Source organism: Marinobacter gudaonensis, from assembly GCF_900115175.1.
Lineage (GTDB): Bacteria > Pseudomonadota > Gammaproteobacteria > Pseudomonadales > Oleiphilaceae > Marinobacter > Marinobacter gudaonensis.
The window spans coordinates 1-15,584 of sequence record NZ_FOYV01000006.1; the positions used below are offsets into that span (position 1 = coordinate 1).

The following is a 15,584-nucleotide window of genomic DNA, read 5'->3' on the forward strand; positions in this document are numbered from 1 at the left end:
CGCCCCGATCGCCATGGAAGATGGTCTGCGCTTCGCGATTCGTGAAGGCGGCCGTACCGTAGGTGCCGGCGTGGTCTCCAAGATCATCGAGTAATACGCTCGATAGTAAGTGCGCTGAGTTGTTTCGGTGCAGGCCAGTAGCTCAATTGGCAGAGCAGCGGTCTCCAAAACCGCAGGTTGGGGGTTCGATTCCCTCCTGGCCTGCCATTTTTTAACATCCGGATACATAAGCTGATTCCTATGGAGTCAAAAGCCGTTCAGTCAACCAGCCGTTTCGATTTCCTGAAGTGGCTGGTTGTTTTCGTTCTGATTGCCGCCGGCGTGGTGGGTAATCAGTATTTCAGTGCCGAGTCTCTGCTGTATCGGGTTCTGGCTCTAGTGGCTCTTGCGATCGTTGCCGCCCTGGTGGCGTTGCAGACCGATCGGGGTCGCCGATTCGCGACCTTGCTGAAAGAAGCAAGAGTAGAGATCCGGAAAGTGGTATGGCCCACCAGGCCTGAGCTTGTGCAGACCACCGTTATTGTTGTGGTGTTCGTGCTGGTCGTGGCTCTGATTCTGTGGGGCATGGATTCTCTGATCAGCTGGCTGGTCGCCGGGTTCATCGGTTAACAGGAGTGGGCAATGGCTAAGCGCTGGTACGTCGTTCATGCGTATTCTGGCTTCGAAAAGCACGTAATGCGCACTCTGAAAGAGCGGGTCGCGCTCAACGGCATGGAAGACAAGTTTGGCGAAATCCTGGTTCCGACCGAGGAAGTCGTCGAGATGCGCGAAGGCAAGAAGCGCAAGAGCGAGCGCAAGTTCTATCCGGGGTACGTATTGGTCCAGATGGAAATGGACGATGCGACATGGCACCTTGTGAAAAATACGCCGCGCGTTCTTGGCTTTATTGGTGGTACCAAGGACAAGCCTGCACCGATCACTGAGAAAGAGGCGGAAGCCATTCTCCGTCGGGTAGAAAGTGGTGCTGACAAGCCCAAGCCGAAGACGCTGTTTGAGCCGGGCGAGATTGTACGCGTTGTTGAAGGTCCGTTTGCAGACTTCAATGGCGTTGTGGAAGAAGTCGACTACGACAAGAGTCGTGTGAAGGTTGCCGTTCTGATCTTCGGTCGGTCTACTCCGGTAGAGCTGGAGTTCGGTCAGGTCGAGAAGGACTGACAGGCAACAGGAAATCTGAAAGCTCGCGCGCCCAGGCGACGCGGGCTTTTTGTGTCTGCTAATGGCAGTTGTGTAAAACCGGGGAGCCGAAAGGCGTTAGAACCCACAGGAGATGAAACATGGCAAAGAAAATTGAAGCGTATATCAAGCTTCAGGTTGCTGCCGGTAAGGCCAACCCGAGTCCCCCCGTTGGTCCGGCGCTGGGTCAGCGCGGTGTCAACATCATGGAATTCTGCAAGGCGTTCAACGCCCAGACTCAGGACATGGAGCCTGGTCTGCCGATTCCGACCGTGATCACCGTTTACAGTGACCGCAGCTTCACCTTTATTACCAAGACTCCGCCTGCGCCGGTTCTGCTGAAAAAAGCAGCTGGCATCAAGAGCGGTTCCGGTCGTCCGAATACCGAAAAGGTCGGTACCGTGACTCGCGCCCAGCTTGAAGAAATCGCCAAGACCAAGGAGCCGGATCTGACAGCTGCCGATATGGACGCAGCGGTTCGTACTATTGCCGGAACAGCCCGCAGCATGGGCCTGAACGTGGAGGGCCTGTAACATGGCAAAGCTGAGCAAGCGTCAGAAGCTTATTCGTGAAAAGGTTGATTCCACCCGTTCCTACTCCGTAGACGAAGCGGTTGCGCTGCTGGTTGAGCTGGGCCAGAGCGTGAAGTTCAAGGAATCTGTAGACGTTGCGGTCAACCTGGGTGTTGACGCGCGTAAATCCGACCAGGTTGTACGTAGCAGCACTGTGCTGCCGCACGGTACCGGCAAGACGGTTCGTGTTGCTGTGTTCACCCAGGGTGCCAACGCCGAGAAAGCCACCGCTGCCGGTGCAGACGTGGTTGGCATGGACGACCTGGCGGCCGAAGTGAAGAAAGGCAATATGGACTTCGATGTGGTTATTGCCACTCCGGATGCCATGCGTGTTGTTGGTCAGCTGGGCCAGATTCTTGGTCCCCGTGGCCTGATGCCGAACCCGAAGGTGGGTACTGTGACTCCGGACGTTGAGACTGCGGTCAAGAACGCCAAGGCGGGTCAGGTTCGTTACCGCACCGACAAAAACGGCATCATCCATGCCCCGCTGGGCAACGTTGAGTTTTCTGCTCAGAACATCAAGGAAAACCTTGAAGCTCTGATTGCAGACCTGAAAAAGGCCAAGCCGTCGTCGGCGAAAGGTGTGTATCTGAAAAAGATCACCATTTCTTCGACCATGGGTCCTGGCCTGACTATCGATCAGAGCGGTCTGGCTATCTGATCCTCTGAGCGGTAGTTGCTTTGTAGTCTGGGCGGAAGCCAAGGCTGTCAAAGACCGCAGGCCCCCGAGGTGCTCTTCGGAGCACCACAAGGGTTAAAGCAACGCCTGCGCAGACGGTGTGACGACGTTCTCTCTGAACCCAAACACCGTTAGGCGTCCCGCAAGGGACATAGATGGGTTTGCTGGCTGATGCCGGCGAAATCGAGGAGAAAACCAGTGGCAATTAGACTCGAAGACAAGAAAGCGATCGTCGCTGAAGTCAACGAGACTGCTGGTACTGCTCTGTCTGTGGTTTTGGCTGACTACCGTGGTGTCACTTCCGGTGACATGACGGCGCTGCGTGCCAAGGCTCGTGCCGAAAACGTGCGTCTGAAGGTTGTGCGTAACAACCTGGCAAAGATCGCTATTCGCGGTACCGAGTTCGAGTGCATTGATCCGGCGCTGGTTGGTCCGACCATTCTGGCTTTCTCAATGGAAGATCCGGGTGCCGCTGCGCGCCTGCTGAAGGATTTTGCCAAAGAGAAAGAGGCGTTTGAAATCAAGGGTCTGGCTGTTGGCGGTGAGCTGATGGGTGCAGACCAGATTGATCGCCTGGCCACGCTGCCGACGCTGCACGAAGCGTTGACCAAGCTGGCCATCGTTACACAGGCACCAGTTACCAAGCTTGCACGTACCCTGAACGATATTCCGGGCAGGATCACACGTGTTGTAGCTGCAGTCCGGGACCAGAAGCAAGAAGCTGCTTGATTCTGTTGAACACCATTTTTTACTTTTTTGGGAGAAAGTCATGGCTCTGTCTAAAGACGATATTTTGAATGCAATTGCTGAAATGAGCGTAATGGAAGTTGTTGAGCTCGTAGAAGCAATGGAAGAGAAGTTTAACGTATCAGCCGCTGCTGCTGTTGCCGCTGCTCCTGCAGCTGCCGGTGGTGAAGCTGCTGCTGCCGAAGAGAAGACCGAATTTGACGTTGTTCTGACCGGCGCCGGTGAGAAGAAAGTAAACGTCATCAAGGCTGTTCGTGAACTGACCGGCCTGGGTCTGAAAGAAGCTAAAGAAATGGTCGACAGCGCTCCTTCTGTTGTTAAGGAAGGCGCGAGCAAAGACGACGCTGAAGAAGCCAAGAAGAAGCTTGAGGAAGCAGGCGCTTCTGTTGAGCTCAAGTAAGAGTCGGCTGTTGATCGAAACCGTGCGTTAAGCATGGACAGGCTGGTGGCTTTGGGCCACCGGCCTTTTTCTGTTGTATATGCTATAGAGTCTGGTGTGCAATTGCAGGTTGATGTCAGGTAAATAACCTACAGCCAGAGTCTTGTTCAAGACGGCGCGATAAGCCGAGCAATTCGGCCCCGAAGCAGAACAATGGTTGCTTCTTGATACCAGGTATCAGGTCTAAAGCTGGGGAATGCAGATGACTTACTCCTACACTGAGAAAAAGCGGATTCGCAAAGATTTTAGTAAATTGCCTTCCGTGATGGACGTCCCCTATTTGCTGTCTATTCAGCTGGATTCGTTCCGGGACTTCCTCCAAATGGAAGCCGCTCCTGAAGACCGCCGGGAAACCGGTCTTCACGCAGCATTCAAATCCGTATTCCCGATTGTCAGTTACTCTGGCAATGCCGCGCTCGAGTACGTGAGTTACCGTATCGGCGAGCCGGTGTTTGACGTCAAGGAATGCCAGCTTCGGGGCGTAACCTATGCAGCGCCGCTGCGGGTGAAAGTCCGCCTTATCATTTACGATAAGGAGTCGTCCAACAAGGCGATCAAGGACATCAAAGAGCAGGAAGTCTACATGGGCGAAATGCCCCTGATGACCGAGAACGGTACCTTCGTTATCAACGGTACCGAGCGCGTGATTGTTTCCCAGCTCCATCGGTCTCCGGGCGTATTCTTCGATCACGACAAGGGCAAGACCCATTCCTCCGGCAAGCTGCTGTATTCAGCCCGGGTGATTCCTTACCGTGGCTCCTGGCTCGACTTCGAGTTCGATCCGAAGGACTCCGTGTTCGTGCGGATCGATCGTCGTCGTAAACTGCCGGCGTCTATTCTGCTGCGGGCCCTGGGCTACACCTCCGAGCAGATGCTCGACATGTTCTTCGAGACCAGCAAGTTCAGCCTGGGCGCCGAAGTGTGCAAGCTGGAGCTGGTGCCGAGCCGTCTGCGTGGTGACATCGCAACCTTCGACATCAAGGACAATGACGGCAACGTGATTGTTGAGGAAGGTCGCCGGATTACTGCCCGTCACATCAAGCAGCTGGAAAAAGCCGGTATCAACGAGCTGGAAGTGCCGACCGAGTACCTCTACGGTCGTGTGCTGGCCAAGGACATGATCGACCAGGCCTCCGGTGAGATGCTGGTTGAGTGCAACTCCGAGCTGACCGAAGATCTGGTCAACAAGATCCTGGACGCGGGCGTGAAGGAAATTGAAACCCTTTACACCAACGACCTGGACTGTGGTCCGTTCATGTCAGACACCCTGCGCATCGATCCGACCCGCACGCCGCTGGAGGCGCTGGTTGAGATTTACCGCATGATGCGCCCGGGGGAGCCGCCCACCAAGGAGTCGGCCGAAAACCTGTTCAACAACTTGTTCTTCTCCGAAGAGCGCTACGACCTGTCCGCCGTTGGCCGGATGAAGCTCAACCGTCGTCTGCGTCGTGAGGAGAGCACCGGTGAGGGCACGCTGACCCACGAAGACATCATTGATGTCCTCAAGACCCTGATCGATATCCGTAACGGCCAGGGCAATGTGGACGACATCGATAACCTGGGTAACCGTCGTGTTCGCTGCGTGGGCGAGATGGCCGAGAATCAGTTCCGTGTCGGTCTGGTACGTGTTGAGCGTGCCGTTCGTGAGCGTCTGAGCCTGGCCGAAAGCGAAGGCCTGATGCCACAGGACCTGATCAACGCCAAGCCGGTTGCTGCGGCAGTCAAGGAATTCTTTGGTTCCAGCCAGCTGTCCCAGTTCATGGACCAGAACAACCCGCTGTCCGAGGTTACGCACAAGCGTCGTATCTCCGCGTTGGGCCCGGGCGGTCTGACCCGTGAGCGCGCCGGCTTCGAAGTTCGTGACGTACACCCGACCCATTACGGCCGTGTGTGCCCGATCGAGACGCCGGAAGGTCCGAACATCGGTCTGATCAACTCCCTGGCGACTTATGCCCGTTCCAACTCCTACGGCTTCCTCGAGAGCCCGTACCGGAAGGTCGAGAACGGTGTGGTCACCGACGAGGTGGTTTACCTGTCCGCGATCGAGGAGAGCAACTACGTCATCGCCCAGGCCAGTGCGGCCATGGACGAGAAGACCAAGCGCCTCACCGACGAGCTGGTTACCGTACGTCACCAGAACGAATTCACTGTGACGCCGCCGGAAAGCGTCAACTTCATGGACGTGTCTCCGCGTCAGGTTGTGTCAGTGGCTGCGTCCCTGATTCCGTTCCTGGAGCACGACGACGCCAACCGGGCCCTCATGGGTGCCAACATGCAGCGTCAGGCGGTTCCGACCCTGCGCTCTCAGGTGCCGCTGGTAGGCACAGGGGTTGAGCGTACCGTGGCTCAGGACTCCGGGGTGTGTGTTACCGCCCGTCGCGGCGGTGTGATTGAAAGCGTCGATGCTGCCCGTATCGTGGTTCGCGTCAACGACGAGGAAACCGAGGCGGGTGATGCAGGTGTGGATATCTACAACCTGACCAAGTACACCCGCTCCAACCAGAACACCTGTATCAACCAGCGTTCCATCGTGCGCCAGGGCGATGTGATTGCCCGTGGTGACGTGCTGGCCGACGGCCCGTCCGTGGATCTGGGTGAACTGGCACTGGGCCAGAATATGCGCATCGCGTTCATGCCCTGGAACGGTTACAACTTCGAGGACTCCATCCTCATTTCCGAGAAAGTGGTGCAGGAAGACCGCCTGACCACCATCCACATCCAGGAACTGACCTGTGTGGCTCGGGATACCAAGCTGGGTAGCGAAGAAATCACCGCGGATATTCCGAACGTTGGTGAAAGTGCGCTGTCGAAGCTGGACGAGTCCGGCATTGTGTACATCGGTGCGGAAGTCGGCCCGGGCGACATTCTGGTAGGCAAAGTGACGCCGAAGGGTGAAACCCAGCTGACGCCGGAAGAGAAGCTCCTGCGTGCCATCTTCGGTGAGAAGGCGTCGGATGTGAAAGACACCTCCTCTCGTGTGCCCACCGGCACCCGTGGCACCGTCATCGACGTGCAGGTCTTCACCCGTGACGGTATCGAGAAAGACCAGCGTGCCCAGTCCATCGAGAAGGAACAGCTGGACCAGTACCGCAAGGACCTGAAGGACGAGTACCGGATTGTGGAAGGTGCCACCTTCGAGCGTCTGATGAGCGCGTTGAAGGGCCAGGAAGTGATCAGCGGTCCGGGCCTCAAGAAAGGCGCGAAGCTGGAAGAAAGCTACCTGGCCGATCTGCCACGCTCCGACTGGTTCAAGCTCCGCATGAAGGATGAGGGCCTGAACGAGCTGCTGGAGAAGTCCGAGCAGGGCCTGGAAGATCGCAAGAAGGAGCACGAGGCTCGCTTTGACGACAAGAAGGGCAAGCTGCAGCAGGGCGACGACCTGGCGCCGGGCGTGCTGAAGATCGTCAAGGTGTACCTGGCGATCAAGCGCCGCATCCAGCCGGGTGACAAGATGGCGGGTCGTCACGGTAACAAGGGTGTTATCTCTGCGGTCATGCCGATTGAGGACATGCCTTACGACGAACACGGCAACACCGTCGACATCGTTCTGAACCCGCTGGGCGTTCCCTCGCGGATGAACGTGGGTCAGGTGCTTGAGACGCACCTGGGTGCCGCCGCCAAGGGTCTCGGTGAGCGTATCAGCCAGATGCTGGACGAGCAGCGCAAGGTGGCCGAGTTACGCAAGCTGCTGGATGAGATCTACAATCACTCAGACGAAGTGTCGAAGGTGGACCTGGATTCCCTGTCCGACAAGGAAATCCTGGAGATGTGCCACAACCTGCGGGGCGGTGTCCCGATGGCAACGCCGGTGTTCGACGGTGCCAAGGAAGCCGAGGTCAAGCACATGCTTGAACTGGCGGGGCTGAGCACCACCGGTCAGACCATGCTGTATGACGGTCGTACCGGCGACGCTTTCGATCGTCCGGTGACGGTGGGCTACATGTACATCCTGAAGCTCAACCACCTGATCGACGACAAGATGCACGCTCGTTCCACCGGCTCCTACAGCCTGGTTACCCAGCAGCCGCTGGGTGGTAAGGCGCAGTTCGGTGGCCAGCGCTTCGGTGAGATGGAAGTGTGGGCCCTGGAGGCCTACGGTGCAGCTTATACGCTGCAGGAAATGCTCACCGTCAAGTCTGATGACGTGAACGGTCGGACCAAGATGTACAAGAACATTGTTGATGGCGATCATCGCATGGAGCCGGGCATGCCCGAATCCTTCAACGTTCTTGTCAAGGAGATCCGCTCGTTGGGTATCGACATCGAGCTGGAATCCGAGTGAGCCGAATTGTTTTTGGCAGCGTGAGCGGGCACACAGTGCCCGCCCGAGATTAACGCCATCCGGAGCTTTTACTGATGAAAGATTTGCTGAATCTTCTCAAGAGCCAGAACCAAAGCAAGGAATTCGACGCCATCCGTATCGGCCTGGCGTCGCCGGACATGATCCGTTCCTGGTCCTTTGGCGAAGTGAAGAAGCCTGAGACCATTAACTACCGTACCTTCAAGCCCGAGCGTGACGGTCTTTTCTGCGCCAAGATCTTCGGCCCGATCAAGGACTACGAGTGCCTGTGCGGCAAGTACAAGCGCCTCAAGCATCGCGGCGTTATCTGCGAGAAGTGTGGTGTTGAGGTTGCGTTGGCGAGTGTTCGCCGTGAGCGCATGGGCCATATCGAGCTGGCCAGCCCGGTTGCCCATATCTGGTTCCTGAAGTCACTGCCGTCCCGTATCGGCCTGATGCTGGATATGACCCTGCGCGACATCGAGCGGGTCCTGTACTTCGAGTCCTTTATTGTGATCGATCCGGGGATGACCACCCTGGAAAAGGGCCAGCTGCTGAATGACGAGCAGTACTACGAAGCCCTGGAAGAGTTCGGTGACGAGTTCGACGCCCGCATGGGTGCCGAGGCTGTTAAAGAGCTGCTGGAAGGTATCGATCTGCAGGCGGAAGTCGACGCCCTGCGTGAAGAGATCCCGCAGACCAACTCCGAAACCAAGATCAAGAAGTTCAGCAAGCGCCTGAAGATTCTTGAGGCGTTCCTGTACTCCGGCAACAAGCCAGGCGACATGGTGATGACCGTGCTGCCGGTTCTGCCGCCGGATCTGCGCCCGCTGGTACCGCTGGACGGTGGCCGTTTTGCCACCTCCGACCTGAACGATCTGTACCGTCGGGTCATTAACCGGAACAACCGTCTCAAGCGTCTGCTGGAGCTGAACGCGCCGGACATTATCGTGCGCAACGAGAAGCGGATGCTGCAGGAGGCCGTTGACGCCCTGCTGGATAACGGTCGCCGTGGCCGTGCCATTACCGGCACCAACAAGCGCCCGCTGAAGTCCCTGGCTGACATGATCAAGGGTAAGCAGGGTCGTTTCCGTCAGAACCTGCTGGGCAAGCGGGTGGACTACTCCGGTCGTTCGGTGATCGTGGTAGGTCCGTACCTGCGTCTGCACCAGTGTGGTCTGCCCAAGAAGATGGCCCTGGAGCTGTTCAAGCCGTTCATTTTCTCCAAGCTGGAGCATCGCGGCCTGGCCACGACCATCAAAGCTGCCAAGAAAATGGTCGAGCGTGAGGAAGGCGTGGTCTGGGATATTCTGGACGAAGTCATCCGTGAGCACCCGATCATGCTGAACCGGGCGCCGACTCTGCACCGTCTGGGTATCCAGGCGTTCGAGCCGGTGCTGATCGAAGGCAAGGCCATCCAGCTCCACCCGCTGGTGTGTGCTGCCTACAACGCCGACTTCGACGGTGACCAGATGGCGGTACACGTGCCGCTGACCCTGGAAGCCCAGCTTGAAGCCCGCGCGTTGATGATGTCCACCAACAACGTGCTGTCGCCGGCCAACGGCGAGCCGATCATTGTGCCGTCCCAGGACGTGGTACTTGGTCTGTATTACATGACCCGTGAGCGCAAGAGCGCCCTGGGCGAAGGCATGGTGTTCTCCGATGTGAAGGAGGCCCATCGCGCCTACGGTGCCGGCAAGGTCGACCTGCAGGCGATCGTCAAGGTTCGGGTAAAAGAAGTGGCGATCGGTGAAGACGGCGAGCGTGTGGAGACGCACAAGATTGTCGACACCACCGTCGGTCGTGCACTGCTGTTTGATATCGTGCCGGACGGCCTGTCTTTTGATCTGGTCAATCGCCCGATGGTCAAGAAGGCGATCTCTAACCTGATCAACACCTGTTACCGCGATGCGGGTCTGAAAGACACCGTGATCTTCGCGGATCAGCTGATGTACATGGGCTACCACTACGCCACGGTTTCCGGTATCTCGATCGGCTTCAACGATTTCGAGATCCCGCCGGAGAAGTACGAGCTGGTGGATGCCGCTTCCGAGGAAGTAAAGGACATCGAGACCCAGTACGCGTCCGGTCTTCTGACCCAGGGCGAGAAGTACAACAAGGTCATCGATATCTGGTCCCGCGCCAACGACAAGGTCTCCAAGGCCATGATGGAGCGTCTGTCCAAGGAGCAGGTGATTGGTCCGGACGGCCAGCCGGTCAAGGGCGAGGACGGTGAGGATCTCATGCAGGAGTCGTTCAACTCCGTGTACATGATGGCCGACTCCGGTGCCCGGGGTTCCGCGGCCCAGATCCGTCAGCTCTCCGGTATGCGGGGCCTGATGGCCAAGCCGGACGGCTCCATCATCGAGACGCCGATCACCGCGAACTTCCGTGAAGGTCTGAACGTACTGCAGTACTTCATCTCCACCCACGGTGCCCGTAAGGGTCTGGCGGATACCGCTCTGAAGACCGCGAACTCCGGTTACCTGACCCGTCGTCTGGTGGACGTGTCCCAGGATCTGGTGGTCACCGAGCCAGATTGCGGTACCGATGAAGGCCTGCTGATGACGCCGCACATCGAAGGTGGCGACGTGGTTGTGCCGCTGGGCGATCGCGTGCTTGGTCGTGTGACGGCCCGTGACGTGTTTACACCGACCGACAAGGACAATGCGGTTGTGCCTGCCGGTACGCTGCTCGACGAGAAAACCGTTGAGATGGTGGAGCGTGCGGGTGTGGACGAAATCTGGGTGCGCTCAGCGATTACCTGTGAGACCCGCCACGGCATCTGTTCCAAGTGCTACGGCCGTGACCTGGCCCGTGGCCATGAGGTCAACGTGGGCGAGGCTGTCGGCGTTATCGCGGCTCAGTCCATCGGTGAGCCGGGTACCCAGCTGACCATGCGGACCTTCCACATCGGTGGTGCCGCGAGCCGGGCGTCTGCGGTGGACAATATTCAGGTCAAGCATGGCGGCACCGTACGCCTGCACAACCTGAAGTCCATCGAGAAGACCGATGGCTCTCTGGTGGTGGTATCCCGTTCCTCTGCGCTGGCCATTGCCGATGAGCAGGGTCGTGAGCGCGAGTGGTACAAGCTGCCTTACGGCGCTGTGCTCTCTGTGAAGAACGGCGATCAGGTTGAAGCGGGCGTTGTGGTTGCCAAGTGGGATCCGCACACCCACCCGATCATCGCGGAAGCGAAGGGTACCGCCAAGTTCGTCAACATGGAGGAGGGCATTACTGTCCGCACCCAGGCGGACGAGCTGACCGGTCTGTCCACCATGGAGGTTATTGACTCCAAAGAGCGCCCTGCGGCTGGTAAGGACATCCGTCCGGCCATCCAGCTGGTCGATGACAAGGGCGAAGAAGTCGAGCTGCCTGGCGGCGGTACGGCGATCTTCTTCCTGCCGGCCAACGCCCTGGTCACCATGGCCAACGGCGCTAACGTGGAGCTGGGTGACGTGGTCGCGCGGATTCCGCAGGAAAGCTCCAAGACCCGGGATATCACCGGTGGTCTGCCGCGGGTTGCCGACCTGTTTGAGGCCCGTCGTCCGAAGGAATCGTCCATTCTGGCTGAGATCAGCGGTGTGGTGTCCTTCGGCAAGGAAACCAAGGGCAAGAAGCGCCTGGTAATCACACCGAAGGACGGCGACGCCTACGAAGTGCTGATTCCGAAGCACCGTCAGCTGAACGTCTTCGAGGGTGAAACCGTTGAGAAGGGTGAGGTGATTTCCGACGGCCCGTCCAACCCGCACGACATTCTGCGTCTGCTGGGTGTGGTCGAGCTGGCCAAGTACATCACCAACGAGATCCAGGACGTGTATCGTCTGCAGGGCGTTGTCATCAACGATAAACACATCGAGGTTATCGTTCGCCAGATGCTGCGCAAGGTAGAAATCACCGATCCGGGCGACACCACCCTGCTGTCCGGCGACCAGGTGGAAATCACCCAGGTTCTGGAAGAAAACGAGAAGGCCAACGCAGCCGACAAGGAACCGGCACGGTTCGAGCGTCTGCTGTTGGGTATCACCAAGGCTTCCCTGGCTACCGAGTCGTTCATTTCTGCGGCTTCGTTCCAGGAAACCACCCGGGTACTCACCGAAGGTGCGGTTACCGGCAAGCGTGATTACCTGCGCGGCCTGAAGGAAAACGTTGTTGTGGGTCGACTGATTCCGGCCGGTACCGGTCTGGCTTACCACAACGAGCGTCGTCGCAAGCGCGACCTGGAAGAGCAGGGAGTGACAGCGGCCGACGTGGAAGAAGCTCTGAGTGCCGAGCTCAACCGCGAAAGCTGAGTTGGGCCGGGGCGCCACCTCCGGGTAGTTACCTACCCGGCGGGTGGTCAAAAAGAGACCAGTCATCTTGACTGTCCAGGGACGCAGGCTTACACTTGCGTCCCTTAAATTTTACCCCCTGCACAGGGGGTAAGTTTCATTGATATGGTTTTTTGGAGTTTGCTTACATGGCAACGATTAATCAGTTGGTGCGTAAGCCTCGTAAGCGCAAGGTAGCCAAGAGCGACGTTCCCGCGCTCCAGGCCTGCCCGCAGCGCCGTGGTGTGTGCACTCGTGTGTACACCACAACGCCGAAGAAGCCGAACTCAGCACTGCGTAAAGTGTGCCGTGTTCGTCTGACCAACGGCTACGAGGTTTCCTCATACATTGGTGGTGAAGGTCACAACCTTCAGGAGCACAGCGTAGTGCTTATCCGTGGCGGTCGTGTAAAAGACCTTCCGGGTGTGCGTTACCACACTGTTCGCGGAACGCTGGACACCCAGGGTGTACAGAACCGTAAGCAGGGCCGCTCCAAGTACGGTGCAAAACGACCCAAGTCCTGATGTCCCGAGCGGGTGTCTTTTATCGTTGCTTGTCAGAACGGTAAGAGTAAGGCTGAGTAGCATTCTGCTATCTCAGGGGTTCCTGAAGACCTTTTAGATATATAAGGGCTTATCGATGCCTAGAAGAAGAGTTGCAGCAAAACGGGAAATTATCCCGGATCCGAAATTCGGCAGTGCACGTCTTGCCAAGTTCATCAACCACGTGATGGAAAGCGGCAAGAAATCCGTAGCTGAGCGCATTGTTTACGGCGCTCTGGACATTGTTGCCGAGAAATCCAAGGAAGAGCCGATCGACATGTTCGAGAAGGCCCTGGAAAACATCCAGCCGATGGTCGAGGTTAAATCCCGTCGTGTGGGTGGTGCTACTTACCAGGTGCCTGTCGAGGTACGGCCTTCCCGTCAGAACGCGCTGGCCATGCGCTGGCTCGTCGAATATTCACGGAAGCGCGGTGAGAAGTCCATGGCGCAGCGTCTTGCTGGTGAGATCCTGGACGCCGCTGACAGCAAGGGTGCCGCTGTTAAGAAGCGCGAAGACGTACACCGCATGGCAGAAGCCAACAAGGCGTTCTCTCACTTCCGTTTCTAATCAGCCGAGGTTTATATCGTGGCACGCAAGACTCCTATCAAGCGTTACAGAAACATTGGTATTTGTGCGCACGTTGATGCGGGCAAAACCACAACCACCGAGCGGGTCCTGTTCTATACAGGTATCTCCCACAAGATCGGTGAAGTTCATGATGGCGCCGCCACCATGGACTGGATGGAGCAGGAGCAGGAGCGTGGTATCACCATCACCTCTGCTGCTACCACCACTTTCTGGCAGGGTATGGACAAGCAGTACCCTGAGCACCGGATCAACATCATCGACACCCCGGGACACGTTGACTTTACCATCGAGGTAGAGCGTTCACTGCGTGTTCTGGACGGCGCCGTGGTTGTATTCTGTGGTTCCTCCGGTGTTGAGCCGCAGTCCGAGACTGTCTGGCGTCAGGCTAACAAGTACGAAGTACCCCGCATGGTGTTCGTCAACAAGATGGACCGTGCTGGCGCCAACTTCCTGCGTGTTGTTGAGCAGATCAAGAAGCGTCTGGGTGCCAACTGCGTTCCCATTCAGCTGCCGATCGGTTCCGAGGACGAGTTCGCCGGTATTGTGGACCTTATCCGTAACAAGGCCATCTACTGGAACGAAGCCGATTCCGGTGCCACCTATGAGCAGAAGGAAGTTCCTGCGGAAATGGCGGACGAAGTGGCCATGTACCGGGAGCAGATGGTGGAGGCAGCTGCCGAAGCCAACGAAGAGCTCATGGAGAAGTACCTGGAAGAAGGCGAGCTGTCCAACGACGAGATCAAGAAGGGCCTGCGTCTGCGCACCCTGGCCAACGAGATCGTTGTGGCGACCTGCGGTTCCGCGTTCAAGAACAAGGGCGTGCAGGCGGTGCTGGATGCAGTTGTTGAATTCCTGCCGGCCCCGGACGAGGTTAAGGCCATCCGTGGCGAGGTAGACGACGAAGGTACCGAAGAGACGCGTCCGGTGGACGACGACGCTCCGTTCGCGGCCCTGGCGTTCAAAATCGCCACCGATCCGTTCGTGGGTACCCTGACGTTCTTCCGTGTGTACTCCGGCAAGCTGGAAAGCGGCTCATCGGTTTACAACTCGGTCAAGCAGAAGAAAGAGCGTGTCGGCCGTATGGTTCAGATGCACTCCAAAGACCGTCAGGAAATCAAAGAAGTGCTGGCGGGTGATATCGCTGCGGCCATCGGCCTGAAGAGCGTCACCACCGGTGACACCCTGTGCGACGAGAACCACAAGATCGTTCTTGAACGCATGGAGTTCCCGGAGCCGGTTATCTCTGTGGCGGTTGAGCCGAAGTCCAAGGCCGACCAGGAAAAGATGGGTGTTGCCCTGGGCAAGCTGGCCCAGGAAGATCCGTCTTTCCGCGTTCGTACCGACGAAGAATCCGGCCAGACCATCATCTCCGGTATGGGTGAGCTGCACCTGGACATCATCGTTGACCGTATGCGTCGCGAGTTCAAGGTAGAGGCCAACATCGGTAAGCCCCAGGTGGCCTACCGCGAGTGCATCCGCAAGCCGGTCGATGTGGAAGGCAAGTTTGTTCGTCAGTCCGGTGGTCGCGGTCAGTACGGTCACGTCAAGATCAAGCTCGAGCCGCTGCCGTTGGATGATGAAGATGGCGAGAACTTTATCTTCGTGAACGAGATCGTGGGTGGTGTGGTTCCCAAGGAATACATCCCGGCGGTTCAACAGGGTATTGCCGAGCAGATGCAGAACGGCTGTCTGGCCGGTTATCCGCTGCTGCGAATCAAGGCGACCCTGTATGATGGTTCGTATCACGATGTTGACTCCAACGAGATGGCCTTCAAGGTCGCCGGTTCCATGGCGATGAAGAAGGGCGCTCTGGAAGCGAATCCTGCCCTTCTTGAGCCGCTCATGAGGGTTGAGGTGGTCACTCCTGAGGATTACATGGGTGACGTCGTTGGTGACCTGAACCGTCGCCGCGGCCTCGTGCAGGGTATGGATGAAAGCCCCGCTGGCAAAGTCATCCGTGCAGAAGTTCCGTTGTCGGAGATGTTCGGTTACGCCACCGATCTGCGTTCTGCAACGCAGGGTCGGGCGTCTTATGCGATGGAGTTCTCCCGTTATATGGAAGCTCCCTCGAACATTGCCGAAGCGATCATTAAAAAGGGTTGATCCCCAGGACTTAAGAAACAGGAAGAGGTGTAACCGTGTCTAAATCTAAATTTGAGCGTAATAAGCCGCACTTGAACGTGGGCACCATTGGTCACGTAGACCATGGTAAGACCACTCTGACAGCTGCCCTGACTCGTGTATGTCACGAAGT

At 57.6% G+C, this 15,584-nt stretch carries 13 protein-coding genes and 1 tRNA gene; all 14 read left to right on the plus strand.

What is annotated here, in order from left to right; genetic code table 11:
• Positions 1–94: EF-Tu C-terminal domain-related protein (locus BM344_RS17310; protein WP_207545791.1), on the plus strand; the 94-nt coding region annotated here is incomplete at its 5' end.
• A gap of 37 nt (positions 95–131) precedes the next feature.
• Positions 132–207 (plus strand) — tRNA-Trp (locus tag BM344_RS17315).
• Positions 208–240: 33 nt separating this feature from the next.
• A complete protein-coding gene (gene secE, locus BM344_RS17320) occupies positions 241–609 on the plus strand; it encodes a preprotein translocase subunit SecE (protein ID WP_091992437.1) in 369 nt (122 codons plus the stop codon).
• A gap of 12 nt (positions 610–621) precedes the next feature.
• Positions 622–1,155, plus strand: coding sequence for a transcription termination/antitermination protein NusG (nusG, locus tag BM344_RS17325; RefSeq protein ID WP_091992438.1), 534 nt, complete (start codon positions 622–624; stop codon positions 1,153–1,155).
• 119 nt (positions 1,156–1,274) lie between these two features.
• On the plus strand, positions 1,275–1,706 hold the full coding sequence (rplK, locus tag BM344_RS17330) for a 50S ribosomal protein L11 (protein WP_091992439.1): 432 nt from the start codon (positions 1,275–1,277) through the stop codon (positions 1,704–1,706).
• 1 nt (position 1,707) lies between these two features.
• Positions 1,708–2,406 (plus strand): 50S ribosomal protein L1, encoded by a 699-nt coding sequence (rplA, locus tag BM344_RS17335; RefSeq protein ID WP_091992440.1) that lies wholly within the window; start codon positions 1,708–1,710, stop codon positions 2,404–2,406.
• 216 nt (positions 2,407–2,622) lie between these two features.
• Positions 2,623–3,153 carry a 50S ribosomal protein L10 gene (gene rplJ, locus BM344_RS17340; protein WP_091992441.1) on the plus strand — a complete coding sequence of 177 codons (531 nt, stop codon included), beginning with the start codon at positions 2,623–2,625 and terminating at the stop codon, positions 3,151–3,153.
• Between the two features lie 40 nt (positions 3,154–3,193).
• A complete protein-coding gene (rplL, locus tag BM344_RS17345) occupies positions 3,194–3,571 on the plus strand; it encodes a 50S ribosomal protein L7/L12 (RefSeq protein ID WP_091992442.1) in 378 nt (125 codons plus the stop codon).
• 241 nt (positions 3,572–3,812) lie between these two features.
• Positions 3,813–7,892 carry a DNA-directed RNA polymerase subunit beta gene (gene rpoB / locus BM344_RS17350; RefSeq protein ID WP_091992446.1) on the plus strand — a complete coding sequence of 1,360 codons (4,080 nt, stop codon included), beginning with the start codon at positions 3,813–3,815 and terminating at the stop codon, positions 7,890–7,892.
• Positions 7,893–7,966: 74 nt separating this feature from the next.
• On the plus strand, positions 7,967–12,181 hold the full coding sequence (gene rpoC, locus BM344_RS17355) for a DNA-directed RNA polymerase subunit beta' (RefSeq protein WP_091992443.1): 4,215 nt from the start codon (positions 7,967–7,969) through the stop codon (positions 12,179–12,181).
• 167 nt (positions 12,182–12,348) lie between these two features.
• The gene (gene rpsL / locus BM344_RS17360; RefSeq protein WP_008174844.1) at positions 12,349–12,723 is read left to right on the plus strand and encodes a 30S ribosomal protein S12; all 375 of its coding nucleotides are present in this window, start codon (positions 12,349–12,351) and stop codon (positions 12,721–12,723) included.
• Positions 12,724–12,838: 115 nt separating this feature from the next.
• Positions 12,839–13,309 carry a 30S ribosomal protein S7 gene (gene rpsG / locus BM344_RS17365; RefSeq protein ID WP_091992444.1) on the plus strand — a complete coding sequence of 157 codons (471 nt, stop codon included), beginning with the start codon at positions 12,839–12,841 and terminating at the stop codon, positions 13,307–13,309.
• Between the two features lie 18 nt (positions 13,310–13,327).
• Positions 13,328–15,433: an elongation factor G gene (gene fusA / locus BM344_RS17370; RefSeq protein WP_091992445.1), complete on the plus strand. Its 2,106-nt coding sequence runs from the start codon at positions 13,328–13,330 to the stop codon at positions 15,431–15,433.
• A gap of 35 nt (positions 15,434–15,468) precedes the next feature.
• Positions 15,469–15,584: GTP-binding protein (locus BM344_RS17375; protein WP_228143678.1), on the plus strand; the 116-nt coding region annotated here is incomplete at its 3' end.